Consider the following 25,430-nt stretch of genomic DNA (forward strand, 5'->3'; position numbering starts at 1 on the left):
TTGAGAGCTTTATTTAGTCCGATGTTGCGTTGCACAACCCCCGTTTCGGGATAGCTGTCAGGCGCAGCCGGAGCGGACAAGAATTGGTGAGAGACCAGTGTTCCCTGCCACTGGATCCCGCGGATCGCGCAATCTCACGCCGGCCGGAAAACCAGTGATTCACCATCCCGTCCTAAAGATTGGCGTCCGGCGTGGCCTGTCCCTCTGGCAATAAAACCGAAACGCATCCTGCCCAGAGTGCGGCTGAGATGATGACGCGCCGCAGCGGCGCCGAGAGAAACAAGCCAAACAAGGTATCCGCCGATGTCCGAGATGTCAGGTGCAGCACGATGGTTGGAGCCCACGGCCAACATGGCCACGAGGCGCAACGTCTGGCTTGCCGGCCTGATCGCGCTGACGACGCTGCTGGTGCTCGGCAATCTCGCTAACGACGCCAGGCTCGATTTGAAATATGGCTATGGTTGGGACATTCGCGTGAATTGCGCTGCGGTCGACGCGTATGTCGGCGGACTCGATCCTTATTTCGTCAAGAACCTGAAGGGCACCAAGCTCTCCTACCCCTATCTGCCGGTGACGCTGGACGTCTTTCGCCCCCTGTGCGCGGGCGGCTTTCTGCTCGATCACTACAGAGGAATCTTTCTCGTCCTCGCCGTGCTCTGCGGCCTCCTCTTACCCAGGCTCGGCCGAAGGGGCCCGAGCGCGCGCGATGCTGCGCTCAAGGTGCTGTGCGCGCTCGGCGCGTTCGTCGGTTTCGAATGGGTGCAGGCCTCGGGCAACTTCGCGATCCTGAGCGGACTGCTGACCGCGATCGCGCTGAGGCTCCTGCTTCCTCCGCCATCCTCCGGAGCGTTGGAGGGCCGCAACTCTTTGCTCCGCGTCGCGGGCGCTGCGTTGCTCGGTTTCGTGATGTCGTTCAAGTTGGTGTTCTTTCCCGTTCTGGCCGCGCTTTACTTCCTGCCTCTGCCGTGCGGCCGCAAGCTGGCGCTGATCGCGGTGGCGACATTCAGCTTCGCATTGCCGATCCTGATATCGGGGCTGGAATATCCCGATCTGTTCGCAAGCTGGCGGCTTGCGATGGCCCGAGAAATCCCCGACCAACACGTCGTCGATCTCTTCGAGATCAATCCGTCGCTGCTGCTGCTAGCGCGAAACCTCATGGATCATGCCGGCCTCGGTGAAAGCAAGCCGGTCATATTCGCGACATATGCGTGCGCCGCGTTAGCGCTCGTGCTCGTGCCGTTCGCTTTGTCCATCTTCCGCGTGGCCGTAAGCCAACCTGCGCGGGAAGGGGCATCGGTTCTGAAGCGGCTGGATCGCTGGTTGATGGATCATCCCCGCGCGGCCATGCGCGTCACGATGCTCGCCATGTTTGCGCTCTATCTCAGCTCGCCGCGTCTCAAGGAATATGCCTTCTTCGAGCTTGCGCTCTATGCTGCCATCCTCATCGTCGATCTTCCGGCCCTGGCGCTTGCCGCATGTCTCTCGATCGGACTCCTCGTTCCGGCGCTGATGTCGCTTTTGGGAGCGATGATCGAGGGCACTTTCGCCCTTCTCGTCGTTTCCCTGTCATGCTTCTGGATCCTGCTGCTCGATTTTCGCGCCGAGCCGAAGCGCCTTGAGACGGAAGGCGCGCAACCATGAGCAACGTCGCCGCGTCCGCAGTGCGTCAGAACAAGGGCGCTTTGCCGCCGCGCTCCAGCCGGTTCGGTTGCCTGCTTTGCGGATCTGCACGCAGGCGAGCGTCATCAGCACCGATGGTGCGGGCAGCCGGGGTCGAACCGGCACAGCGCTTGCGCGCCGAGGGATTTTAAGTCCCTTGCGTCTACCAATTCCGCCATGCCCGCTTGATCCAACGAGATCAATCACTTAAGGCCACTCCCGGCCGTCTGGAATTGGCGTCTTGCCGGCCGGATGGTCGGTCCTTCCTTAAGCGAGCCGGGCGCACAAGGCAAAGCCTCAATCCGGACATCTGTTGTTGCTTTAGGCATTCTCAATCCACGGGGGCTATTTATCCGACATGGCTGCTTCGTTTTCCTGTCTCCTGCGCGGCTTCGGCGCGCTCCTCGCGCCGCTTGCGGCCGGCGTCGCGCTGTCCGGCTGCGCCGGCATGAGCGAGACGGTCGCGCCGGCCTTCGCCGATCCCGGCAAATACGAGTTGTACGACTGCAAGCAGCTCGAGACCGAGCGCAAGGCGCTCGCCAACCGCACGGCCGATTTGCAGAGGCTGATGGACAAGGCGGAGACCGGCGCTGGCGGCGCGGTCGTGTCCGAGCTTGCCTATCGCAACGACTACATCGCGGTGCGGGGCCAGGCCCAACTTGCCGACGAGGCCTGGCGCCGCAACAGGTGCCGGGACACACCGCCCGAGCCGACACCGCCCGCCACGTCACCGTCATCCGCTGCCAAGCCGGCGTCGAAATCCGGAAAAGCGATCCGCTGAGGCACCGCGCCGGCGGTGCCTCGCTTCAGGGCCGCCAGTTGTAGATCCAGTCCTGCCGCGCCAGCATGCGGTCCGGTCCGAGTGCGCGGATCGCAAGATCGCGCGCGATCGCGAGCGGCCCGCTGAAATGATAGATGCGGCCCTGCTGTCGCGCGGTCCGCTGCACCCGCCGCACGCGCGCTTGGCGCGCGCGGCCATATTGCGTCAGCGCGGCTGTGATGCCGGCGGTGCTCTCGGCCGCCTCGACGCTCAAATGCCGGGCGAGCACGGCGGCATCCTCGATCGCCATGCCGGCGCCCTGCGCTGCGAACGGCAGCATCGCATGCACGGCATCGCCGAGCAGCCCGACGGGACCCTTGCTCCAGGGGCAGCCGTCAGGCACGCCGAACAGCGCCCATTTTCGCCAGGCTTCGACCGCGGCGAGCATCATCCGCGCCGGTGGCGGCCAGCGCGGTGCGGCGAAAGCCTCCATGACCTCGGGAGGATCGCCGGGCGTGCTCCAGCCCGGCCTGTTCCACGTGCCCGGCAGCACCGCGACCACGTTGATCTGGCGTCCGCCCGCGATCGGATAGGCCACGAGATGGGCGTTCGGGCCCATCCAGAGCTGCACCCGGCGCGCGGTGTAGTCCTTCGGCAGTTGCGTCGCATCGAGCGTGCCGCGCCAGGCGATCAGGCCTGAAAAGCGCGGCTGCACGTCGGGAAACAGATGCTGGCGGACCGTCGACCAGATGCCGTCGGCGCCGATCAATGCGCTCGCAAGATCGCTGCGGCGGATCGTGCCGCTGCGATGGACCACCGTCAGCCCCTTGGTGTGAGGCGCGACGTCCTCGAAGGTTGCGCCCAGCTTCAGGTCGATATCAGGATGGTCGGACACCGCGCCGGCGAGCGCCGATTGCAGATCGGCGCGGTGCACCACCCAATAGGGAGCGCCGGCGCGCGCGGAGGCTGCCTCGCCAAGCGGCATGCGCAGCAGCTCGCCGCCGGCCCGCGCGCTCATGATCGAGACCGCCTCCGGGGTCACGGCGCCCAGCTTGAGGCGTTCGGTCAGGCCGAGCTCGACCAGCACGCGGCTGGCATTGGGGGAGAGTTGCAGACCGGCGCCGGCTTCCTCGAGGCGCTCGGCTTTTTCCAGCACGACGATGCGGAAGCCGCAGGCCGCGAGCGTCAGCGCGGCCGTCAGGCCACCGATGCCGGCACCGGCGATGACAATCGTTCGGGAGAGCGCCACCCCTGACCGATGAGAGCGGTCAGGCCACCTTGTCCTTCAGCACGCATTCCGGCGGACGGGCCTCGCCCGCCTTCAGGTCGGCCGCGAAGCGGTACAGCGTCGAGCAATAGGGGCAGATGATCTCGTTGTCGTTGCCGAGATCGAGGAAGACGTGCGGATGATCGAACGGAGGATTGGCGCCCACGCACATGAACTCTTGCGAGCCGATCTCGATGACGGGAACACCGGCATCGTTATGGAAGTGCGGGACGACATGGTCGGACATCGTAGTTCATCCTGGAGTGGCAATGGCGGCAGATACAATCAAACTGACGCGGCATTAGTAAGGCGCCGCGGACCATACTGGCGGGTGTAGATGATTGCTAGTCCAGCGGAACCGAAAGCTCCGCAATTGCCCCATGCTCATTTGCTCATGCAAATTCGACACAATCTTGCGGCTTGAGAGAAGCCCTTCTTTCGTCGGGGACGTTGTGTCGCAATTTCGGCGTACTATGTCTGTGGGCGAGCGCAATTGCGACGACAGACGAAGCGTCAGGCGTCAACGATTTTAGGACCGTCCAGGCTTTCCGCATGAAATGGCTGCGAATCAGCACAGCGTTGACCGGTGTCGCGGCATGCGCGTTCCTGCTCGCGCAGGTTGCGCCGCATGCCCGCGAGGCCGGCGCGCTTCTCGCCGCCCAGGATGATCCCGCGGTGCTCTCCGAGCTCAAGCTCGATGCGCTGCTGCGGCAGAACGATCGCCTTGTTCAGGACAACATCGAGGCTGCGCTCGCCGCAGGCGACGCCGATCTCGCCGACAGTTTCGTCGCGCTCGCGCGTGACCGCAACATCGCGCTGCCGGACGACCTCCTGAACCGCGTCAGCGATGCGGTCAAAGCCGAGAATTCCACCCCCCATTTCGCCAAACGATTTGCCACCGGTCTCGTCACCGGCAATGCCGACGACGTCGCGAGCCTGTCGGGAACGGTGGCCGGCGATCTCTTCGTAATCGGCGACATCAGGGACGTCGTCCGCGAAGGCAAGCACCTCGCCATGGGCGAGGATACCGACCGCCTCGTGCTGGGGCTGGCGGCGGCAGGCCTTGCGGTGACGGCGGCGACCTACGTCACCGTCGGTGGTGCCGCGCCGGTGCGCGCCGGGCTGACGCTGGTGAAGGACGCGCGCAAGGTGGGGCGGCTCGGCGAGGGGCTGGCCGTGTGGGCCGGCCGGTCCGCGCGCGAGATCGTCGACGCGCCGATGCTTCAGAACGCGGTCGCCAAGGGTTCGGTGCTGCGCCCGGGCGAGACCGTGAGTGCGATCAAGGCTGCGTTCCGCGCCGAAAAGGCCGGCGCGCTGGTTCGGCTCGGCAAGGACGTCACGCGCGTCGCCGGAAAGACCGGCACGCGCGGGGCGATGGACACGTTGCGGATCGCCGAAGGCCCGAAAGATGTGGCGCGCGCGGCGCGGCTCGCGGAAGCGCAGGGCGGCAAGACCCGCGCCATCATGAAACTGCTTGGCCGCGGCGCGCTGCTCCTCATTGGCGGTGCGTTCGATCTGACGCTCTGGCTATTCGGCGCGGCACTGACCCTGTTGGGACTGCTGTCCTCGATCAAGGCGACCACCGAGCGCCTGACCCAGGCCTGGTGTGATCGCAGGCGCGCGCGGCGGCTCCGCCGGGCGCAGGGGGCCGCCGAGGCCGCTCTGGCGGATGCAGCCCTCAGGGTCTGAAGCGCGATGAGATTGAGGTCATTCGTAGCCGCGATAGAGGCTATTGTTTGAGCATGATCTCCGCGCAAACGCGTTCCGCGTTTGTGGAGCGGAAAAACCCGCTGCACACTTGTCCGGATCGTGCTCTAAGATCGACTTTTCCCCTCAAGACCTGCGGAACTGATGATGCCGAGCTTCCACAACGGCGCCGTTGAAATTGCCTATCTCGACGAAGGTGAGGGCGACCCGATCATTCTCGTGCACGGCTTTGCCTCCAGCAAGAACGTGAACTGGGTCTATCCGACCTGGGTCTCGGAACTGCGCAAGAACGGCCGCCGTGTCATCGCACTCGACAATCGCGGCCACGGCGAGAGTGCGAAGCTCTACGAGTCCCAGCAATACTCGATCCCAATAATGGCCGGCGACGTGCTGGCACTGATGGATCATCTCGCGATCCCGCAGGCCGACATTATGGGCTATTCGATGGGTGGACGGATGGCGGCGTGGCTTGCGCTCCACGAGCCGCAGCGCCTGCGCTCGGCGATCCTCGGCGGCATCGGCATCGGCGGTCTGATCGAGGGCACCGGCCCCGGTGAGAACGTCGCCAAGGCGCTGGAGGCGCCCTCGCTCGACGACGTCACCGATCCCGTTGGGCGCACCTTCCGCGCCTTCGCCGATCAGACCCGCTCGGACCGTCGTGCACTCGCCGCCTGCCTCCGCGGCACGCGTGACCTCATGACGAGGCAGCAGGCTGCACGCATCGAGGTGCCGGTGCTGATCGCGGTCGGCACCGCCGACGACGTCGCAGGCTCTGCCGGCGCACTCGGTGCGATCATCCCGGGCGCGCAAGTGCTCGATATCCCGGGCCGCGATCACATGCGGGCGGTCGGCGATAAGGTCTACAAGACCGGCGTGCTCGATTTCCTCTCACGCCGCGGTTGAGATCTCATCCGCCAGCGCGTCGTCGCCGAATGAGCGAAACAGAGCCGTCAGCACCACGAAGGTCGCAAGCCACGCCATCCGCGCGCCATAGCGGTCGTGCGGGCCCGAGATCACGCCGCAGATGAAGGCATTACCGAGCAGCGCCAGCGACACGGTTGCTGCCAGCAGCGTCAGATCGTCAAGCCGACGCTTGGCAAGCGCATGCACCAGCAGCACGACGAGTGCCGCCATCGAGGCCAGCGCGGCGGGGACGTGCAGCCAGTTGACGCCGTCGAAATTGACGGCCCAGTGCTGCTGTCGCGCCGCGCGCATCGGCGCGACTTGCGAAGGCACGTAACGTTCGATGATGCCGTAGGTGTGCGGGATCCAGCCGTTGGTGCCTTCGCCGGTTGCGACATGGAGCAATTGTTGCCCGATCGCCCGCAGCGCCGCGCCGGCCTGCCAGGCCGGATAGTCCGCGAGTGAATGCACGACGATGTAGCCCATCTCCTCGTTCAGCCCATCGAAGCGGCCGAGGGTGTTGAACATGCTCTTGCCCCACAGAAATTCGTCGGCGCTCGCCGGCAGCTCGTTGCGATAAGGGCAGAGCTTGTAGTGTTCGCGCGGGCAATGGTCGTTGAGATAGCGCGCCACGATGCCGTCCTGCATCATGCGACCGAAGGCGACGCCATAGCCGCCGGGCGTCCAGGTCCATTTGCCCGACAGCGCATAATTCGCCGACGTCAGCATCAGGCCGCCCGCGACGATGCTGAGACTCGCCAGCGCCAGTCCCGCAAACGGAAGGCGAGGCCCAAGGAGCGGCCGCGCCATCCAGCCGGCGGCGCACAGACCGAGCAGCACGCCGAGCGTTGCGCTGTGGGTCGCTGCGGCAAAGGCGGTGAGGACGAACAGCGCGATTTTTTCGGGCACCGAGGTGCGGTGTCGTCCGATGACCAGGAGGAACAGCGACAGCACCGACAGTCCCGCAAAGATGTCGGTAAGCAGCATGCTGGCCAGCCAGGGCAGGGCGGTCGACAGGATCAGGAGCAGACTGATCGGGACGAAGCGGAAGGTCTGCATCAGGCCGAGCACGCGCAAGCTGAGCTGCAACAGCCACAGCGTCGCCAGCGACTGGACCGCGAGGTTGATCCAAAAATCAAAACCCTCGCCATAGTGCAGATAGAGGCCGAACACGGTGGAGCGGCTGGGGACGAGATAGCCCTCGTACCAGCGGGCCAGATAGCCGCCGGTATCCCATTGCAACAAGGGATAGCCGTTCCAGAACGCCGGCGCGATCATCAGGAGGGGCAGGGCCATTGCGGCCAGCCGCAGCCAGAACGTGTCAGCGGCGCGCGCGCGCAATTGGTCGGTGGTGATGCTCAAATCTGCTCCGTCCTCGCTCGGACCATGCCCGCAATAACGGTTGGGGGAGAATTCACCAATAGTTTGACGCGGCCCGGCTTGAATTTGGCAAAACTCTGGCCACCTTGAGCCGACCTTGCCGCTTGGGGGCGTCAGAAGAAAGTCTTGTATATCAGTACTTTGGCTTGGTGTGTCGAGGCAAGGCACTGTTCACTCTCAGGCAAGCCGGTCAGGACTTTGTCGCCTAGACTGTGCTATAGAACCAACAAAACGAGCCCATTCGAAAGAGCAGATCCCATGTCAGTGCATCAGGTCAATCCGGGAGGAAAGCTCGCATCGCTCGATCCGATCTGGGACCGGATCCGGAGCGAGGCGGAAGACATCGTCCATCGCGAGCCCGAGCTTGCGACCTTCATCTATTCGACGGTGCTGCATCACAGTCGCCTGGAAGATTCCGTGATTCACCGTCTCGCCGACCGGCTCGATCACTCCGCGCTGTCGGGCGATCTTGTGCGCCAGACCTATGACGAGGGGCTGCGCGACGATCCCGATCTCGGCAACGCCTTCCGCGCCGATCTCGTTGCCGTCTACGACCGCGATCCCGCGACTTCGCGCTTCATCGATCCCTTGCTCTACTTCAAGGGCTTTCATGCGATCCAGACCCATCGCCTGGCGCATTGGCTCTATCTAAAGGGCCGCAAGGATTTCGCATACTACCTCCAGAGCCGCGCCTCGGCGGTGTTCCAGACCGATATCAATCCCGCAGCGCGCATCGGCCGCGGCATCTTCCTCGACCACGCCACCGGTTTCGTCTGCGGTGAGACGGCTGTCATCGAGGACGACGTCTCGATCCTGCACGGTGTCACGCTCGGCGGCACCGGCAAGGAGAACGAGGACCGTCATCCGAAGATCCGCCATGGCGTGCTGATCGGCGCCGGCGCAAAGATCCTCGGCAACATCGAGATCGGCCATTGCGCACGCATCGCCGCCGGCTCGGTCGTGGTCAAGCCGGTACCGCACAACGTCACGGTTGCGGGCGTCCCCGCCAAGATCGTCGGTGAAGCCGGCTGCGCCGAGCCGTCGCGCACCATGGATCAGATGATCAACGCCATGGGACTTTGATCTTCGTTTGATCGGAACAGGATTTTCCGACCCTTTCCCTCCCAAATTTCGTTGGCAATTCATGCTGGCGGTTCGTCGCGTCTCGTCGTAAACCCCGCCACGTTAGATTTCGATTGGAGACTTGCCGTGGACGTCAAGGAAGTGAGAAAGCTCGATGCGTATCTGAAGCGCGTATTCGGCAATCCCAAGATTCGCGTCGTGCCGCGGCCGAAGAAGGACGATTCCGCCGAGGTCTATATCGGCGAGGAGTTCATCGGCGTGCTCTTCGTCGACGATGAGGACGACGATCGCTCGTTCCAGTTCCAGATGGCGATCCTCGAGGACGATCTCGTCGATCAGGAATAGTGGTGACACGGAGACTTCGGCTTCGTGCCCCGGACGCAGCGCAGCGCCTCTTCGGCGATGCGCTGCAGAGCCGGGGCCCCATGCAGCAGCGGAGTGCGGTGCCTTCTGGATCCCGGCTCGGCGTCGCAGCAGCGTAAGAACGCTGCAGCGCGTCCGGGACACGCGAGCTGCGAATGCAGCGCCCCAATATGTCGTGATTGTTTCGCCGCCGTTCTTGAGCTGGACAAGCCTCTCGCAACGACGGGCATTGGCGACGCAGCTGCACAACTCGACTTTTTTGCAACAATGCGCAGCCGCGCCGCGGCATCGGCAACGATGATGCCCTCCGATCGACGAGCTCGGCATGCACGACCATGTCGCGATCAGTGTGCTCCACGATGCGCGCACGCGCCGGGATGGGGACACGCGCCGAGCTGCAGGAAAAGCATGATGACATCATGCCCCTGTTTTGCCCGACGGGTCAAGTTGAGATTCGAAAAATACGAAAAACCCCGATGCCCCCAATGCTTGGCTACTGTGCATGGGGTTGTTTTCGCAGTTTTTGTTTGGGAGGCTCCAGCCCGTCCTTCAAGCCGAGGCCCGGCTCAGCCCTTCGGCCCGCGCAGCTGCGCGGTCAGCTTCTCCATCGCCTCCGCCACATCTCGCCACTGCGACAGCCAGCTTCGCGGAAAGCGGAAGGTGAGGTCGGCGCCGCCGACGCGGCGCTCGGAGAGGCACATGCCGGGAGTGGCCGCATCGCGGGTGCAGCGTGCGGTCAGCGCCGGACTTGCGGCGGAATAGAGATCCTCGCTGCCGTAAGGGGTCTCAGCGCGAAACATCCGCATCGTCAGGCCCTCTTCGGGCATCGTCGCGGCCCGGTCGAGATAGCGCGGATAGATCGTGGCCGTTCGCTGCTCGGGCGCGAGTGCATCGTGATGGGCCGCGATCGACAGGAAGATGCGGTCGATCGATTGCGCCGCCGCCTCCACCGTATCGGCGGTGACGTGCTTCGGAGCGCCGGGCGGTTCCAGCGAGGGATAGAGGAAATCGAGATCGATGCGCTCCTGCGGCCCGGAGTGTCGCTGGATCTTCATCCGGATCGCCGTCACAGGCAGGTTGAACAGGGTGCCGCCGACGCTCACCGGTAGCTTGTCCGGGGCGTTCGCACCGCGCGTGCCCCAGGTCGGCCACAGCAAATAGGCAACGAGCGCGACCGCGCACGCCGCAGCGGCGCCGCCGAGCGCGATCGGGACGACGTGCGCTCGGGTGCGCGTCCGGGGAGAGCGAGAGGAGGCTGCCGAAAACACCGTCATGAGCTAGCGCAAGGTAAGCCGCAGTCGGCCGCTGGCCGACGAATCAGCGGCGAATATGCCATGTGCCGGCGATTTCGCGCAGCGCTCCCCACCTGCGGAGAGCGGGAAGGCCCCTGCGCGGGTTGGCGGGCGGCGTTAACCTTCCCTTAAGGATAATGTAGCGTTAACCGGCACGATTTGTCACAGGTGGGCGCCAGCGTCGCGTAAGGGCGGACCGTTCCGATGACACCTGAAGCTCTCAATACCTTCTTCTCGATCTGCATCGGTTTCGCGCTCGCGGGCGCGCTCGTGAACGGATACCAGGCGTTCGCGCAGCGTCCCGCCGGCTTCGGCTTGTTGCAGGACGGCGTCGCGCCGAAGACCTTCGCGGCCGTGCCCTTCCTGGTCTTCGCGGCGCCCTTCATCATCATGCGCAACACGCTCCGCGGCATCCGTGTGGAAACCCGCCGCGCCGAATTCGTGATGATGGCGACCCTCATCGCCGGCTTCTGGAGCATGATGAGCGGCACCTTCTTCCTGATGACGCTGCGCGCAGCTGGCGTGCTGGGCTGACGCCTCCCGCGCGACCCTTGACGCTCCGCGTGGCGGCCCCTTTGCGTCCAGGCCGCCGTTTCGCTATGCCAGGATCATCCTGACAGGAGACCTCCATGGCGATCTACGAGCTCGACGGGCAGGCGCCCGATCTTCCCGCCGACGGCAATTATTTCATCGCGGAGACCGCCACCTTGATCGGCCGTGTGCGCCTGAAGCCGGGCGCGAGCGTCTGGTTCGGCGCGGTGCTTCGCGGCGACAATGAATGGATCGAGATCGGCGAAGGCGCCAACGTGCAGGACGGCTCGACCTGCCACACCGATCTCGGCTTCCCGCTTCACGTCGGCAGGAACTGCACGGTCGGCCACAACGTCATCCTGCACGGCTGCACCATCGAGGAGGGCGCGCTCGTCGGCATGGGCGCGATCGTGATGAACGGCGCGAAGATCGGCCGCAACAGCATCGTCGGCGCCGGCTCCGTCATCACCGAGGGCAAGGAGTTTCCCGAGCGCTCGCTGATCATTGGCTCGCCGGCGCGCGTGATCCGCACGCTCGAAGATGCCCAGGTCCAGAAGATGGGGAGTGCGGCCAAGTTCTACGTGGCCAACGGTCCCCGCTTCAAGAAGGGTTTGAAGCGGATCGGCTGAGATGCCCGGGGCCGTGTCGGTCCAGTCGGTGCGGCTGCAGACGACCTATCGTCACATGCCCTCGGATTCGCGTGCCTCGATCGCGCCTGCCACCTTCTCGTGGCCGGCGGCCCATAGCGCATGCTCGTCGCTGCCGTCCGAATAGGGATTGGCTTCTGCCGGGATGCTTTCGCGCGCAGCGCGTTCGCCTTCAGCAAAGGGATCGCGATGGGTCATCGTGATTTGGCCTCCTCGCTTTCAAGCTGATGTGACGGCATTTGTTCCGGAACAGGTGATCGCGGCAGCGGTTGACCGGCAAAGGAGAATTTCCAATGTCTGCCAGATCGTCCGCAACCAAGACCATGATGGTGATCCTCGCACTCGCGGCGATTCCGGCCGTATCGTTCGCGCAAGCGACCGGCGGCTCTGCCGGATCGACCGGAGGCTCTGCGAGCTCGACCGGAGGTTCTGTGGGATCGACCGCAGGCTCTGTGGGATCGACTGGAAGCTCCGCGGGACCGACGGGCGGTGTCGCCAACTCGCCGGCCCCGCCGCCCGGGACCAACAGCCTGGGTGCGGCTCAATCATCCGGCCCGGGCTCCGGAGTCGCCACCGGCGGTGCAGGTGGGGCGGCTGATGCCACCGTCAACGCCGAGAACCGGCTGCTCGACAAGAAGATGAAGAGCATCTGCCGCGGCTGCTGACGCTCGCGCGGAAGTGAGACAGCGTGGCTGTCAGAAATGTCGAACTGACATTAGCTTGATCCGGCTTTGAAGCGTGGAGCGTATCCACGCGGAGGATCGAGTGATGTTACGCAAGATGATCATGGCGGCGGTGACCGTCGCGGCGGTAGGGCTGTCGGCGCCGCAAGTGGCCGAGGCGCGCGGTTTCGGCCATGGCGGCTGGGGCGGTGGCGGTTGGCATGGCGGCCACGGCCATTGGCACGGCGGCGGCTTCTGGCCGGGCGTCGCGATCGGGGCGGGGCTTGCCGGCGCCGGCTACTATGGCGCTTATTATGGCTATGGCTATCCGTATTACGGCAGTCCTTATTATTATGGTGCCGGCTATGACGATGGTTACGGCGGCTGCTACGTCGTTCGCAAGCGGGTCATGACGCCTTCGGGATGGCGATACCGGCGCGTGGACGTCTGCGAATAGCATCCTTGGCGAGTAGCCGGCCCACCAAAAAACAAGGCCGTTGACGCAGTATACCGTCAACGACCTTGCCAGCCCCGGACATTGAAATCGGCTCACGCCATCCGGTATCGCAAGCATCGCGCGGAATCACACGCGCGAATGTGATCCAGTTCACAAGTCGAAAAAATTCGTCGGTGTCGTGAGTTGCTCAGCCGCGCGACCGCTTGCCCGCGCTGGCCTGAACGCGGTGCCGCGCCGGTTTCCTGCGGGTAACGGAGGGTGTTTCGGCCTCGCTGGCCCGGGTGCTGGCAAAGGACTGCCGTAAGCCGTCGACGGACTCGTTCAGCGCCGCGACCTGCTCGGACAGGCGCTTGGTGTCGGCCTGCTGCGCCGCCATCAGCCGCTTCATGGTCTGGAGCTGGTCCTGCACGACCTGGAGCTGGTCGATCGATTCCTGCTGGGTCGCCTCCAGCCCTTTGGTCTTCTCGACGAGTTGCTCGGACGCCTGTGCGGTGCGGGCCTGGAGCTGCCGCGATGCTACCAGCCGGTCGGTCTCCGGTGCCGCGCCGGTATAGGCACGCCAGCCCGCGATCGAGGTCACGCCGGCGATCAGCAGGAGAAGCGCGGCCGCGGTCAGCGCGATCGGCTGGGCGCCGAGGCGAAGGAGAGGGGCGGATGGTGTGTCCTGTGCGAGATCGATCATCGCTGACAAAACCCAAATTGAAACTTGGTGAGTGGCGAAGACCGGCAACCCAGAGGATCACCGGGGCGTCCCGAAAGCCTTACGTTTCGGCAAGGAATGGGACCAAAAAGAGGCTAAGGGCAAAAAAACCAGCAATCAGCGGGAGTTGAAGCGTCCGAAGGCCCGTCGGGACCACGGATCAGGGCTGAAATTGCGAAAACGGCCCGGAATAGGTCTTCGACCGCGGCGCGGCATAGGGCCCGAGCCGGGACGTCGTCAGCCCGAGCCGCACCACTGATTCCGCCAGCGTCACGGCGGCCGCGACGCCGTCGACGACGGGCAGGCCGTGCGTGGCGGCCAGCTCGGCGGCGAGATCAGCCATGCCGGCGCAGCCGAGCACGATGGCTTCGGCGCGGTCATCACGAATCGCGGCCGAGATCTCCGCGGAGATCTGGCCGACGGCATCGGCATTGCGCTCCTCGAGCGCGAGCACGGGGACCTCGGCGGCGCGCACGCGGGCACAGCGTTCGGCGAGACCGTATTTTCGCAAATTATGTTTGATCGGCACGATGGAGACAGCGAGCGTCGTCACCACGGCGAAGCGCGCAGCGATCAGGCTTGCCATATGAAAGCCGGCTTCGCCGATGCCGATCACCGGGGCCTTCGCGGCGGCGCGCGCCGCGTCGAGGCCGGTGTCATCGAAGCAGGCAATGACGTGCGCATCCGCGCCGTCGCGATCAGCCTCGCGGATGCAGCCGAGCATGCCGGGCACGGCAAAGGCCTCGTCGTAAAATCCCTCGATCGAGACCGGGCCCATCGCCGGCTGGCGCGCATCGATCACGGTGCTGGGCAGGGCAACGGAGCGCGCGGCAGCGGCGATCTTCGTCGTCATCGCAACAGTGGTATTGGGATTGACGACGTGAAGCCGCATCGGATCAGACAAGTCCCTTGCCAGCGTCCGAGCCCTTGGCCGCCTGCCGCTTGTTGAGCATGTGGATGGTGCCGAGCGCAAGCGCGATCACCGTGAACGAGACGGCGGAGATCACGGTGCCGAGAGCATAAATGTCCGGGTTCGTCACGGTGGTGGTGAGGCCCTGCAGATCCAGCGGCAATGTATTTACAGCTCCGATCGCCTGGCTCGAGCGGGCGAGTTCGTCCCAGGATAGCGTGAAGCCGAATAGGCCAATGCCGATCACGGATGGCAATATGATCGGCAGCACGACATGGCGGAACGTCTGCCACGGCGTCGCGCCGAGATCGCGTGCGGCTTCCTCGAGCCTGGGGTCGAAGCGGTTGAAGATCGCGAACATGATCAAGAGGCCAAACGGCAGCGTCCAGGTCAGGTGGGCACCGAGGCCCGAAGTGAGCAGCCCCATCGAGGTCTCGAAGTTTTCGTTCCAGTGCGCCTTGATCAAGTCGTCGATGATGCGGAACTCTAGCGATATACCGAGCGAGGTGATGATCGAGGGCACGATCAGGCTTGCGATCGCCGAATAGAACAGGATGCTCTGCGCCCTGAACTTGCGGCGGAAGGCCATGCCGGCGGCGACTGACAGCACGACGGTGAGGATCATCACGATGATGCCGAGCAGCAGCGAGCGGTGGAAAGCCGCGCCGAGATCGACGATGCCGGTGCCCTGGAACAGCTTCGCGATCCAGAAGGTCGACACGCCATTCATCGGGAAAGTGAGGCCGCCCTGCGGCCCCTGGAACGACAGCACGTAGATCGCGATCATCGGGCCATAGAGAAACAGCACATAGGCCGCGAAGAAGATCGCGAGCACGTAGAAAGAGCGCGGGCGTCCTTCCTTCATGCTCTAGAGCTCCTTCTTGATGTCGACGATGCGCGACATCATGGTGATGATCAAGAAAGTGATCGCGAGCAGGATGACGGCGTTCGCCGCGGCGGCCGGGAATTGCAGCGCGTTCACCCGCGTCTCGATGATCTTGCCGGCGGCGGCGATCTGCTGGCCGCCCATCACGCCGATGGTGATGAAGTCGCCCATCACGATGGTAATGACGAAGATCGAGCCGATCACGATGCCGGGCTTTGCCAGCGGGATGATGACGTTGACCAGCGTCTGGAAGCCGCTCGCGCCGGCGTCATAGGCGGCCTCGATCAGCGACTTGTCGATGCGCACCATCGAATTGAAGATCGGCACCACCATGAAGAAGGTGAAGAGGTGGACCAGCGCCAGCACCACGGAGAATTCGGAGAACAGCAGCCATTCCAGTGGCTGGTTGATAAGTCCTGCTTTGACAAGGCCGGAATTGACCAGGCCGTTGCGGCCCAGCAACGGGATCCAGGCGATCATGCGGATGACGTTGGAGGTCCAGAACGGGATCGTGCACAGCAGCGACAATCCCATCTGCCAGGTCTTGGACTTGACGTGGAAGGCGAGGAAGTAGGCGACCCAGAAGCCGATGAAGAGCGTGATGGCCCAGACCATGAAGCACAGCTTCAGCGTCATCACGTAGGTGCGCCCGATCGTGCAGAGATCGGGGAGCTGCGCGATGCAGCCTTCGAACGTGTCGGTGTAGCCGCGGCCCGAGAAGGCCGGCAGCAGCTGGTATTCGTTGTAGTCCCAGAACGAGACGATGACGACGAAGACGAGCGGGATGAGGAAGAAGGCGAGAAACACCAGCATCATCGGCCCGGCCTGGAGCCAGGAGATGAAGGACGGGGACAGCCGCGTCAGTTTTGCGGCGCGCGCTGTGCCCGACCCCGGAATCAAGCCCGGGGCCGCCTGTTGCAGGACCTCTTCCGACATGTCGATTACGCCGCGATGAACTCATTCCATTTGCGGACCATGTAGTCGTTCTCGTCCATCACCGCGTTCCAGCAGGCGACGCCGCCCATGCGGTCCTCGTAGGAGCCGCCGTCACGCACGGCACCAGCTTTCTCGAGCAGCGAGCCGTCGGGCGCCTTGATGTCCTTTTCGGCCGGCTTGCCTTCCATCCAGTAGGCCCATTCGTAAGGCTCCATGTTCGCCTTCGCGGTGGAGAGCACGGCAGAGTAGTAGCCCTGGCGGTTGAGGTAGGCGCCGGCGTAGCCGGACAAGAACCAGTTCACGAACTCGTAGGCCCATTCGAGCTTGGGACCCGAGACGCCCTTGGAGACGCAGAAGCCCGAGGCCCAGGAGCGGTAGCCTTCCTTCAGCGGCTGGAAGGTGCAGGGGATCCCCATCGAGCGCACCTTCGTCACCGCCGGCGACCACATCGACTGGATGACGGTCTCGCCTGAAGCCATCAGGTTGACGCTCTCGTTGAAGTCTTTCCAGAAGGCACGGAACTGGCCGGCCTTCTTGGCTTCGGTCATCACCTTCATGGTGAGGTCGATCTCTTCCTTGGTCATGTTGCCCTTGTCGGCATATTTGTACTTGCCGGAGGCCTCCACGACCATGGCGGCGTCCATGATGCCGATCGAGGGAATGTTGAGGATCGAAGCTTTGCCCTTGAATTCGGGATTGAGCAGCTCGGACCACGAGCTGATGGGGCGCTTGATCAGGTCGGGACGGATGCCCAGCGTGTCGGCGTTGTAGACGGTCGGAATCAGCGTGACGAATTCAGTCGCCGACGTCGCGAACTTCTTGGAGTCCTTTCCTTCGAGATAGAGCACCTTCCAGGGCGCGGTGCCCTGGCCTCCAATCTTCTTGCCGCCGGGCGTCTCGCCCTTGGTGAAGACCGGCGTGATGTTGTCGAATTCCTTGATCTTCTTGGCGTCGAGGGCAAGGATGTTGCCGGACGGCACGATCTTCTTGAGCGAGAAATATTCGGTGTCCAGCACGTCGAAGGAGTTCGGTTGGGTCATCACGCGCTTGGTGACGTCGTCGGTGGTCGCGGTGATGTATTCGATCTTGATGCCGGTGTCCTTCAGGCATTGCTTGGAGATGTCGTCGCCCTCGTTTACGGCGGTGCCGAGATAGCGCAGCACCTTCGCATCGGCCGACTTCACATATGGAAAGCCGGTGATCGCGCCGGAGCCGGCGGCGAGGCCGGCAAGACCTGCAGTGCCCTTGAGCAGCGTGCGGCGGCTGACGCCCTTCGTCCTGGTGGTCTCGGTCATATCAGTCACTCCTCTGTTGCGCATTCCAGTGATCGATCGGCGCTATTGCAGGCGTTGCGCCTTGGCGGGATCCCAGGTGGCCAGCACGCGATCGCCCGGACGGAACGGGTGGACGTCGAAGGTTGCCTCGGGAACGTGGGAGAACAGGGCGGTGCCATCGTCGAGCGTGAGCGAGACAGCGATGAAGGAGCCCTGGTACTCGGTCTGGGTCAAAAGCGCCGGCGCGCCGAAGGCGCCGTCAGTGAACGGGACGATGCCGAGCTGATCGGCGCGCACCGCGATCAGCTTGCCGGAATCGTTGAGCACGTTATGGCCACCGATGAAGCGCGCCACGAATTCGGTGCGGGGACGGTGGAATATCTCGCGCGCGGTGCCCTGCTGCTCGATCCTGCCGTGGTTCATCACCACGATGTGGTCGGCGAGCGCCATCGCCTCTTCCTGGCCGTGGGTGACCTGGATGAAGCTGATGCCGAGCTCGCGCTGCAGCCGCTTCAATTCGCCCCGCATTTTCACCCGCAGGAAGGGATCGAGCGCAGAGAGCGGCTCGTCGAGCAGCAGAATCTGCGGCTCGGTGATCAGCGCGCGGGCGAGTGCCACGCGCTGCTGCTGGCCGCCGGAGAGCTGTGCGGGCAGGCGTCCGGCATAAGGGCTCATCGCCACCAGTTCGAGCAATTCGCCGGCGCGCTTGTGGCGCGTCGGCTTGTCGATGCCACGCATCTTCAGCGCAAAAGCGACGTTATCGATGACGCTGAGATGCGGAAACAGCGCATAGGACTGAAACATCATGGCCGTGCCGCGCTTGGCGGGCTCAACGTCGGTGACGTTCTGCGCGCCCAGGATGATGTCGCCCTCGCTGACGGCCTCATGGCCCGCGATCATGCGCAGGGTCGAGGTCTTGCCGCAGCCGGAGGGGCCGAGCAGGCAGCAATAGGTGCCGGCCGGGATCTTCAGGCTGACATCCTCGACCGCCAGCGTCGCGTCGTAGCGTTTGGTGACGGCAACCAGTTCGAGAGCGGCAGGAGTGGCCATGGCGTGTCCGACGGGAGGGCGATGCTTCCCGCCTCTCTCCGCAAGGTCCGTGCCAACGGCTCTCGGCGGTCAATTTCTCAAAACTGTGCAGCGGAGTCAGATCGTTAGATTGAATCTGGCCGATCCGGGCTGCCTGCCGCCTGCGCAATCACCTGCACACAAAACGGGCGAAGATTGTATAAAGTTTCGCCTGTGATTGGATACAGCTCGTCGACTAACATTCGCAGCCGAACGTTCTCGATCGAGCCTGACATCCATGGCCGCCAAGACCCGCCCGAAATTCGACGTGCCGGACGCGAGCGATCGCGTCAGTCGTATTCGGGAGGGCGTGACCGCCGCGATCCTCGAGCACCGCCTGTTACCCGGCACGAAGCTCGGCGAGGACGAGATCGGTGACATCTACGGCGCCAGCCGTACCCTGGTCCGCACCGCGCTGCAGCAGCTCGCGCATGAAGGCATCGTCAACATCGAGAAGAACCGCGGAGCCTTCGTCGCACGTCCGACGCCTGCGGATGCCCGCGAAGTGTTCGAGGCGCGCCGCCTGATTGAGCCGACGATCATTGGTCACGCCATCGACGCGGTATCGCCGGCCTGGATCGACCGTCTCCAGCGCCATCTCACCGAAGAACGCGAGGCCGAACTGCGCGGCGACGCGCGCGCCTCGGTCCGCCTCTCCGGCGAGTTTCACCGTCTGGTCGCCGAGATGAGTGGCCACAGCATCTATCTCGGCTTCCTCAAGGAGCTGATCGCGCGTTCCTCGCTCATCATCCTGCTCTACCGCCGCCATGACACGCCGGCCTGCGGCACCGATCACCACGCCGGCATCGTCGCCGCGATCCGCAAGCGCGACAGAGAGGCGGCCCGCGCACAGATGCTGTCGCATCTGACCGAGATCGAGGCCGAGCTGTTCTTGAAAGATCCCGCTGCCGATGAGCTGCGGCTGGTCGATGTGCTCGGCGCCTGAGCGAACCGCGTCAGTTGCCTATGGCAACGAAGATCATTCGTTTCGTTTGACGATTTTCAGCACGAGTAAACCCGCGCCAAGCACCAGGAAGAGAACGCCGAAGAAAGTCGTCCCGCTGGATTCGAAGGTCACGCCGACTGCGGTCAGCAAGCATCCGATGACGATTGCGAAGAGGCCGCCGAGCTTTTTGACCAGCAGGACATGTCCGTCAGTCGTTTGTGCCACCATGTTACGCCTCGTTTATATAATGTGGATTTCTTCGCGCTTCTCTTTCGCCCAATGATCCTTTCGCAGCCGCGCATGATCGTACTCCAGCGCAAGCGAATTACAATCTGACCTTGATTCTTATCTCGGTCGGTATTTGCTTTTGAATAGAGTTCGATACATGGCTCGACAGCGAGGCTTACGCATATGCCAGAAATTCCCGCTGCATCGCGCGGTCGCTGCATCTCTTGTGGAGTCGTATGGCAGGCCTGCAAAATCGCCTTGTGGTTGTAAATTGACTCGCTCGAGCTGGGGGAATCAACTGGTGGCGAGCGTCGAGTTCTAGAACGGAGCCGACATCAGTTGAATCCGTTCTACGGAGTGGTGCCATGGCGCGTCCTCTGGTTGACGAACGAGAGACGGCTTACGTCTCGACCGGCCATCTGCCCGGCGCGGACGCCGTGCAGTCGCTGGTGACCGAGGCACAGCGACGATTTCAAGCAAATCATGATGGAACCAACTCGCAGGTCTACCCCGCGCTCGCGCGCGTGCCGAGTGAGCTGTTCGGCGTCTGTGTCGTTGCGACAAGCGGGCAGATCTTCGGCGCTGGCGATGCCGACTACGAATTCTCCATCATGAGCGTGTCAAAACCGTTCCTGTTCGCGTTGGTCTGCGAGGCCATCGGGCCGGAGGAGGCCCGCGCCAAGCTCGGCGCGAACGCGACCGGTCTCCCATTCAACTCGCTCGCCGCGATTGAGCAGGGCAGCGGCCGTACCAACCCAATGGTGAATGCCGGCGCGATTGCGACGACCAGCCTGGCGCCTGGCGCTACCGCCGCGGCGCGATGGGCATTCATTCATGACGGATTGTCGCGCTTTGCCGGCCGCACGCTGCCGCTCAACGAAGAGGTCTACGCCTCGGCGTCGGAGACCAATTTTCGCAACCGCAGCATAGCGCGGCTTCTGGAGAGCTATGACCGCATCTACTGCGACGCAAAGGAAGCGACCGATCTCTATACCCGGCAGTGCTCTCTGAATGTGAGCGCGCGCGACCTCGCGGTCATGGGCGCAACGCTCGCGGACGGCGGCGTCAACCCCGTGACCAAGCAGCGCGTCGTCGATGCCTCGATCTGCCATTACGCATTGGCTGTTATGATCACAGCCGGGCTCTACGAGACCTCCGGCGACTGGCTCTACGACATCGGCCTGCCGGGCAAGAGCGGGATCGGCGGCGGCATCGTCGCGGTGTCCCCAGGCAAGGGCGGCTTCGGCACCTTCGCGCCGCCGCTCGATGCCGCCGGCAACAGCGTGCGGGGGCAACTCGCCGCAAAGTTCCTGTCGCAGCGGCTGGGAATGGATCTGTTCGTATCGAAACCAGAAGAGTGAACCGATGCTGAAAGGATCGGTCGGCTCATAGCCTGGCCGGTCGCAACGCCGATCAAGCTGGAGGACGCCATGGCCACGCAGACAATGTCGATCGGCGGCATTCACCAGGAGGAGCGCGCCTCATGGGTTCCCATGATCGCAATCGCGCTCGGCCAGATGATCATGTCATTCAACGTGGCTTCGCTGCCGGTGGCCATGGGTGGAATGGTCGAGAGCTTTGGCGTCGCGCCCACGACAGTCGCGACAGGCATCGTAGCTTACTCCATGCTGGTTGCCGGCTTCGTGATGCTCGGCGCCAAGCTTGCTCAACGATTTGGCGCGGTGCATGTGTTCCGCGGCGCGGTCGTGCTGTTCTTCGTCTCACAGCTCATGATGACGTTCAGCCCGTCCGCATCGGTCATGATTTCCGCGCAAGCGCTGTGCGGTCCCTCGGGTTCGGTGATCGTGCCTTCGCTGGTCGCGCTAATTGCCGAGAATTATGCGGGCCGCCAGCAGGCAACCGCGCTGGGTGCGCTCGGCTCGGCCCGTGCGGCTGCCGGCGTGCTGGCGTTTGTGGTCGGCGGCGTCTTTGGAACCTATATCGGCTGGCGGCCGGCGTTCGGAATTCTGATCGCGGCCTCCGCTATCGTTTTTCTCATGAGCTTCCGCCTCAAACCTGACCACGGTCGGCCTGACGTGCAGATCGACCTCGTCGGCGTGATGCTCGCCGCGACCGCGATCATCCTCATCAGCTTCGGCTTCAACAATCTGAACGGCTGGGGGCTCGCGGTGGCGACCCCGAACGCACCGTTTGATCTGTTCGGCCTTTCGCCCGCCCCAGTCATGATCTTGCTCGGCATCGTGCTGGGCCAGGCATTCCTGCTGTGGACGCACAGGCGGCAAGCCGCCGGCAAGACGCCGCTGCTGGCCTTGGCGGTAGTCGACTCGCCGGAGGAGCGTTGCGCGGTCTTTGCGCTGTTCGCGGTGGTCGCGCTGGAGGCTGCACTGAACTTCACGGTGCCGCTCTATATGCAAATCGTGCAGGGGCGTTCGCCGCTTGCGACCGCTATTGCGATGATGCCGTTCAACCTCACGGTCTTCTTCTCGGCGATGCTGATCGTCAATGTCTACGAGCGACTAACGCCGCGCCAGATCGGTCGCTACGGGTTTTCGGTTTGCACCATCGCGCTGGTCTGGCTCGCCTTTGTCGTGCGCAACGACTGGAGCGAAATTCCCGTGCTGTTCGGGCTTTTCCTGTTCGGCATTGGTCAGGGCTCGCTGGTGACGCTGCTGTTCAACGTCCTCGTGACAGAGTCTCCAAAAGCACTCGCCGGTGACGTCGGCTCCTTGCGCGGCACGACGCAAAATCTTGCCGCCGCAGTCGGGACCGCGGTCGCAGGAGCTCTTCTGGTCGGTCTACTCAGCACCATCGCACTCGGCAGGATCACGGCAAGTCCCGTGCTGACGCCGGAGCTTCAGGCCCAGGTCGATCTCGACAACATCACCTTCGTCAGCAACGACCGCCTGCGCACCGTGCTGGAAGGCACGAGCGGATCGCCGCAGCAGGTCGCGGAAGCCGTGCGGGTGAACACCGAGGCACGCCTGCGGGCGCTCAAGATTGGACTCTTGATCATGGCGGGTCTCGCCCTGATTGCGATTATCCCGGCCGGACAACTTCCTAACTACCTGCCGGGTGAGATCCCAATCGATGAAGCCCCTGCGAGAGCCTGCGTTGAAGAAGGGCAGAGGATTTCGTGAAAGAGAACCCAGGAATGAGATCAGTAAGCGAGATGGATCGACGCGCCGCGTTGCGGATGCTGTTGGGAGGCGTGATGGTCGCTGGTGCAGGAGTGACCCTAGGGTCGTACGATGCTGTGGCCCTGCCGGAGCCAAAGGATCATCCCGTTCCGAGCAGGCGCGAGCCCGCTGCCGGCACCTTTGCGCAGCAGACTGCCCGTCCGTTACAGGACCCCGGCCAACGCCCAGCGCGTCGGCCGCCACAACGTCCACGGCCTCGCCCGCCATCATGGCATCGGCGGCGTCGGCGCTGGGAGTGCTGGTGGCACCGTGGCCGCCGTCATTGCGGATGGCGTTGGAGGTAAACCGAGGAGGATGTCATGACCACTTACGACAATAGCGCACCCATGGGCGCGACGGGCCTGCCGCAACCGCCTCGCTGGGTCTGTGTGCTGCTGGGTCTGTTCATGGTGCTCGCAGGGCTGATGGTGCTCGGCGACATCGCGTTCTTCACCGTGGTCAGTGCGCTGTTCATTGGCTGGATGGCCATCGCCGCGGGCGCTTTCGAAATTTTCCACGCCTTCTGGACCAAGGGCTGGGGCGGCTTCGTCTGGCAGATCATCCTCGGCATGCTCTATATTGCCTTCGGCATTGTTCTGGTCACCCAGCCGCTGACCGGAGCGCTCCTGCTCACTTATGTGCTCGGCATTGCGCTCCTGGTCTCCGGTGTCGTACGCATGCTGATCGGCATCGGCCGCTGGCAGCAGGGCGGCGGCATCATATTCGCGTCGGGCGTGTTTGGTGTTCTGGCGGGACTCATCATCCTGACGGGCTTTCCGATGACCGGGCTGTGGGTTCTGGGACTGTTGCTCGGCATCGACTTGTTGTCTCATGGCATCGGGTGGCTGACTTTTGCGTGGCTCCCTGTGGCAAAGCCTGCGTAAGCGCTGCGGAGATTACATATGAGTTGGCGTAGGCCGGCGACGCTCCTGCGGGCTGTCATGGCGCTTTGGTTCGTTGGAGGCGTCTTCGGTCTTCCGTCACCGGTATCGGCGCAGCAGGACCCCGCTATCCTGTTCCGCAACGTCCGGATATTCGACGGCAAGTCCGTTTCGCTCTCTGCACCATCCAGCGTTCTTGTCCGGAACAAGACCATCGAGAAAATCTCAATTGGCGAAGCCACTGCTGCCGGTCTGGTAATCGACGGCGGTGGCCGCGTGTTGATGCCCGGGCTGATCGACGCACACTGGCATGCGATGCTGGTGCGCCCGACGCCGATGGCCGCGCTCGCAGGCGATTTTGGCTACAACAATCTGCTCGCCGCGGCCGAGGCAACTGCGACGCTGATGCGCGGCTTCACGACCGTGCGCGATATGGGTGGCCCCTCGTTCGGACTGAAGCAGGCCATCGACGAAGATCTCGTTGCCGGCCCTCGCATCTATCCCTCGGGCGCAATGATCACCATCACCAGCGGTCATGGCGATTTTCGTCAGCTTTCGGATCTGCCGCGCACGATCGGCGGCATGCTCAGCCGCATGGAGCGGATCGGCGGCAGCATGGTCGCCGACAGTCCCGACGAGGTCCGCATGCGGGCGCGCGAGCAACTGATGCAAGGCGCTTCGCAGGTCAAGCTTGCGGCGGGCGGTGGTGTCGCGTCGCCGTTCAGCCCGCTCGATGTCTCGACCTTCACCGAGCCCGAACTCCGCGCCGCGGTCGAGGCGGCCGACAATTGGGGCACCTATGTCGCGACCCATGCCTATACCCCGGTCGCGATCCAACGCTCGATCGCGGCCGGCGTCAGATGCATTGAGCACGGTCACCTCATGGACGAGGCGAGCGCGAGGTTGATGGCGGAAAAGGGAATATGGCTGAGCACACAGCCGTTCCTCGATCTCGCCGGCGCGGCCGCGCTTGGGCCTGCCGAACAGGACAAGATGCGGCAGGTGGTTGCCGGCACTGACCGCCTTTATGCGCTGGCAAGAAAGTACGGCATCAAAACCGCGTTCGGCACCGACGTCTTGTTCTCGAAGGCACTGGCGGACAAGCAAGGTGCGTTGCTGAGCGCGCTCACGCGCTGGTACACGCCGGCCGAAGCATTGACTATGGCGACGTCGACCAATGCGGAACTGCTGCGCCTCTCCGGTCTGCGGGATCCCTATCCCGGCAAGCTCGGCGTCGTGGAGGAGGGGGCGCTCGCCGATCTCCTGCTCGTCGACGGCAATCCGCTCGAAGACATCAGGCTCATCGAAGATCCCACGAAGAATTTTGTGGTGATCATGAAGGACGGCAGGATCTACAAAAACAGTCTTGAGCACTGACACGCGCGCGCGTATCTGCGCCGCTTGTCGCCTGCGCCGGATGGTTTTTGGCTCGACGGTCAGGACCGGCGTTTTGTCGAAGTCGCGGCCGGACCCCAGCGAGCGCATCAGCGACTGTACTCGCTTTCGGCGGCAAGCTGCCCGTCAGGCGTGATCTCGTATTCGCCGTCCTGCTTGGTCATCCATCCTGACCTGACCATCTCGCGTGCAAGCTGGATCGAGCAGATCGGATGATTGCCTCCTGGGTAATACAGCCTGTCATTCCGGACGAGCAGGTGTCCGTACAATTGGGCTTGACGTAACGCCCTGCGCATTCCGGGTGATGGATTTTTCATGCGGTTTCAAGCGCGAGCGCGATGAAGGTTCCTAATGAATG

At 63.8% G+C, this 25,430-nt stretch carries 28 protein-coding genes and 1 tRNA gene; 15 read left to right on the forward strand and 14 right to left on the reverse strand.

Annotation, left to right across the window (positions count from 1 at the left end; all coding sequences use genetic code 11):
- The first annotated feature begins 351 nt into the window (after positions 1-351).
- A complete protein-coding gene (locus IVA78_RS04985) occupies positions 352-1,641 on the forward strand; it encodes a hypothetical protein (protein WP_247280077.1) in 1,290 nt (429 codons plus the stop codon).
- Positions 1,642-1,755: 114 nt separating this feature from the next.
- Here the strand turns inward: IVA78_RS04985 and IVA78_RS04990 are convergent.
- A tRNA-Leu gene (locus IVA78_RS04990) sits at positions 1,756-1,844 on the reverse strand.
- 173 nt (positions 1,845-2,017) lie between these two features.
- Between IVA78_RS04990 and IVA78_RS04995 the strand changes: the two genes are divergently transcribed.
- Positions 2,018-2,440: a twin-arginine translocation pathway signal gene (locus IVA78_RS04995; protein ID WP_247280076.1), complete on the forward strand. Its 423-nt coding sequence runs from the start codon at positions 2,018-2,020 to the stop codon at positions 2,438-2,440.
- Positions 2,441-2,465: 25 nt separating this feature from the next.
- Here IVA78_RS04995 and IVA78_RS05000 read toward each other — a convergent pair whose 3' ends face one another.
- Together IVA78_RS05000 and IVA78_RS05005 are read right to left on the reverse strand one after the other, a co-directional pair.
- Positions 2,466-3,668 carry an FAD-dependent monooxygenase gene (locus IVA78_RS05000; protein ID WP_247280075.1) on the reverse strand — a complete coding sequence of 401 codons (1,203 nt, stop codon included), beginning with the start codon at positions 3,666-3,668 and terminating at the stop codon, positions 2,466-2,468.
- A 19-nt stretch (positions 3,669-3,687) separates the two neighbouring features.
- Positions 3,688-3,933: a zinc-finger domain-containing protein gene (locus tag IVA78_RS05005; RefSeq protein ID WP_007602543.1), complete on the reverse strand. Its 246-nt coding sequence runs from the start codon at positions 3,931-3,933 to the stop codon at positions 3,688-3,690.
- A 305-nt stretch (positions 3,934-4,238) separates the two neighbouring features.
- Between IVA78_RS05005 and IVA78_RS05010 the strand changes: the two genes are divergently transcribed.
- Complete coding sequence (locus IVA78_RS05010; RefSeq protein ID WP_247420733.1) at positions 4,239-5,375, forward strand: hypothetical protein; 1,137 nt, start codon at positions 4,239-4,241, stop codon at positions 5,373-5,375.
- A 165-nt stretch (positions 5,376-5,540) separates the two neighbouring features.
- Positions 5,541-6,296 carry an alpha/beta hydrolase gene (locus tag IVA78_RS05015; protein WP_247280110.1) on the forward strand — a complete coding sequence of 252 codons (756 nt, stop codon included), beginning with the start codon at positions 5,541-5,543 and terminating at the stop codon, positions 6,294-6,296.
- On the opposite strand, the gene IVA78_RS05020 is transcribed toward IVA78_RS05015, so the two are convergent.
- A complete protein-coding gene (locus tag IVA78_RS05020) occupies positions 6,282-7,658 on the reverse strand; it encodes a hypothetical protein (protein WP_247280073.1) in 1,377 nt (458 codons plus the stop codon). The two genes, IVA78_RS05015 and IVA78_RS05020, sit on opposite strands and share 15 nt — an antisense overlap.
- Before the next feature lie 276 nt (positions 7,659-7,934).
- Here IVA78_RS05020 and cysE point away from each other — a divergent pair, with 276 nt between their 5' ends.
- Both cysE and IVA78_RS05030 read left to right on the forward strand, forming a co-directional pair.
- Complete coding sequence (cysE, locus tag IVA78_RS05025; RefSeq protein ID WP_247464638.1) at positions 7,935-8,759, forward strand: serine O-acetyltransferase; 825 nt, start codon at positions 7,935-7,937, stop codon at positions 8,757-8,759.
- A gap of 126 nt (positions 8,760-8,885) precedes the next feature.
- Positions 8,886-9,104, forward strand: a complete 219-nt coding sequence (locus IVA78_RS05030; protein ID WP_007602550.1) for a DUF3126 family protein — start codon at positions 8,886-8,888, stop codon at positions 9,102-9,104.
- Positions 9,105-9,688: 584 nt separating this feature from the next.
- Here the strand turns inward: IVA78_RS05030 and IVA78_RS05035 are convergent.
- On the reverse strand, positions 9,689-10,396 hold the full coding sequence (locus tag IVA78_RS05035) for a hypothetical protein (protein ID WP_247280071.1): 708 nt from the start codon (positions 10,394-10,396) through the stop codon (positions 9,689-9,691).
- 222 nt (positions 10,397-10,618) lie between these two features.
- On the opposite strand from IVA78_RS05035, the gene IVA78_RS05040 reads away from it, so the two are divergent.
- Both IVA78_RS05040 and IVA78_RS05045 read left to right on the forward strand, forming a co-directional pair.
- A complete protein-coding gene (locus IVA78_RS05040; protein WP_247280070.1) occupies positions 10,619-10,948 on the forward strand; it encodes a hypothetical protein in 330 nt (109 codons plus the stop codon).
- 95 nt (positions 10,949-11,043) lie between these two features.
- On the forward strand, positions 11,044-11,574 hold the full coding sequence (locus IVA78_RS05045; protein ID WP_247280069.1) for a gamma carbonic anhydrase family protein: 531 nt from the start codon (positions 11,044-11,046) through the stop codon (positions 11,572-11,574).
- Positions 11,575-11,625: 51 nt separating this feature from the next.
- On the opposite strand, the gene IVA78_RS05050 is transcribed toward IVA78_RS05045, so the two are convergent.
- Positions 11,626-11,790: a hypothetical protein gene (locus IVA78_RS05050; RefSeq protein WP_247280068.1), complete on the reverse strand. Its 165-nt coding sequence runs from the start codon at positions 11,788-11,790 to the stop codon at positions 11,626-11,628.
- A 95-nt stretch (positions 11,791-11,885) separates the two neighbouring features.
- Between IVA78_RS05050 and IVA78_RS05055 the strand changes: the two genes are divergently transcribed.
- Positions 11,886-12,257 carry a hypothetical protein gene (locus IVA78_RS05055; RefSeq protein WP_247449062.1) on the forward strand — a complete coding sequence of 124 codons (372 nt, stop codon included), beginning with the start codon at positions 11,886-11,888 and terminating at the stop codon, positions 12,255-12,257.
- A gap of 103 nt (positions 12,258-12,360) precedes the next feature.
- On the forward strand, positions 12,361-12,711 hold the full coding sequence (locus IVA78_RS05060; protein WP_247280066.1) for a hypothetical protein: 351 nt from the start codon (positions 12,361-12,363) through the stop codon (positions 12,709-12,711).
- Positions 12,712-12,898: 187 nt separating this feature from the next.
- Here the strand turns inward: IVA78_RS05060 and IVA78_RS05065 are convergent, their stop codons facing one another.
- The 6 genes from IVA78_RS05065 to IVA78_RS05090 form a co-directional block, all read right to left on the reverse strand.
- Positions 12,899-13,393: a hypothetical protein gene (locus IVA78_RS05065; RefSeq protein ID WP_247280065.1), complete on the reverse strand. Its 495-nt coding sequence runs from the start codon at positions 13,391-13,393 to the stop codon at positions 12,899-12,901.
- 178 nt (positions 13,394-13,571) lie between these two features.
- Positions 13,572-14,303, reverse strand: a complete 732-nt coding sequence (locus IVA78_RS05070; RefSeq protein ID WP_247280109.1) for an aspartate/glutamate racemase family protein — start codon at positions 14,301-14,303, stop codon at positions 13,572-13,574.
- Positions 14,304-14,307: 4 nt separating this feature from the next.
- On the reverse strand, positions 14,308-15,186 hold the full coding sequence (locus IVA78_RS05075) for an ABC transporter permease (RefSeq protein ID WP_247280064.1): 879 nt from the start codon (positions 15,184-15,186) through the stop codon (positions 14,308-14,310).
- A gap of 3 nt (positions 15,187-15,189) precedes the next feature.
- Positions 15,190-16,149 carry an ABC transporter permease gene (locus IVA78_RS05080; RefSeq protein ID WP_247280108.1) on the reverse strand — a complete coding sequence of 320 codons (960 nt, stop codon included), beginning with the start codon at positions 16,147-16,149 and terminating at the stop codon, positions 15,190-15,192.
- Entirely contained in the window at positions 16,149-17,438 is a 1,290-nt protein-coding gene (locus IVA78_RS05085; protein ID WP_247280063.1) for an extracellular solute-binding protein, read from the reverse strand. The genes IVA78_RS05080 and IVA78_RS05085 overlap by 1 nt, the downstream gene beginning before the upstream one ends.
- Positions 17,439-17,480: 42 nt before the next feature.
- Positions 17,481-18,467 (reverse strand): ABC transporter ATP-binding protein, encoded by a 987-nt coding sequence (locus tag IVA78_RS05090; RefSeq protein ID WP_247280062.1) that lies wholly within the window; start codon positions 18,465-18,467, stop codon positions 17,481-17,483.
- Between the two features lie 256 nt (positions 18,468-18,723).
- Between IVA78_RS05090 and IVA78_RS05095 the strand changes: the two genes are divergently transcribed.
- The gene (locus IVA78_RS05095) at positions 18,724-19,431 is read left to right on the forward strand and encodes a GntR family transcriptional regulator (RefSeq protein ID WP_247280061.1); all 708 of its coding nucleotides are present in this window, start codon (positions 18,724-18,726) and stop codon (positions 19,429-19,431) included.
- A gap of 33 nt (positions 19,432-19,464) precedes the next feature.
- On the opposite strand, the gene IVA78_RS05100 is transcribed toward IVA78_RS05095, so the two are convergent.
- A complete protein-coding gene (locus tag IVA78_RS05100; RefSeq protein ID WP_247464641.1) occupies positions 19,465-19,659 on the reverse strand; it encodes a hypothetical protein in 195 nt (64 codons plus the stop codon).
- 365 nt (positions 19,660-20,024) lie between these two features.
- Between IVA78_RS05100 and glsA the strand changes: the two genes are divergently transcribed.
- The 4 genes from glsA to IVA78_RS05120 all read left to right on the forward strand — a co-directional run bounded on the left by glsA (position 20,025) and on the right by IVA78_RS05120 (position 25,054).
- On the forward strand, positions 20,025-21,020 hold the full coding sequence (gene glsA, locus IVA78_RS05105; protein WP_247420731.1) for a glutaminase A: 996 nt from the start codon (positions 20,025-20,027) through the stop codon (positions 21,018-21,020).
- Positions 21,021-21,089: 69 nt separating this feature from the next.
- Entirely contained in the window at positions 21,090-22,757 is a 1,668-nt protein-coding gene (locus IVA78_RS05110; protein ID WP_247464659.1) for an MFS transporter, read from the forward strand.
- A gap of 359 nt (positions 22,758-23,116) precedes the next feature.
- Entirely contained in the window at positions 23,117-23,680 is a 564-nt protein-coding gene (locus tag IVA78_RS05115; RefSeq protein WP_247280058.1) for a DUF308 domain-containing protein, read from the forward strand.
- Between the two features lie 57 nt (positions 23,681-23,737).
- Positions 23,738-25,054 carry an amidohydrolase family protein gene (locus tag IVA78_RS05120; RefSeq protein WP_247464670.1) on the forward strand — a complete coding sequence of 439 codons (1,317 nt, stop codon included), beginning with the start codon at positions 23,738-23,740 and terminating at the stop codon, positions 25,052-25,054.
- Positions 25,055-25,161: 107 nt separating this feature from the next.
- Here the strand turns inward: IVA78_RS05120 and IVA78_RS05125 are convergent, their stop codons facing one another.
- Positions 25,162-25,389: a hypothetical protein gene (locus IVA78_RS05125; protein WP_247280057.1), complete on the reverse strand. Its 228-nt coding sequence runs from the start codon at positions 25,387-25,389 to the stop codon at positions 25,162-25,164.
- Positions 25,390-25,430 lie beyond the last annotated feature (41 nt).

Origin of the sequence: Bradyrhizobium sp. 137 (assembly GCF_023074095.1) — a bacterium.
Taxonomy (GTDB): domain Bacteria; phylum Pseudomonadota; class Alphaproteobacteria; order Rhizobiales; family Xanthobacteraceae; genus Bradyrhizobium.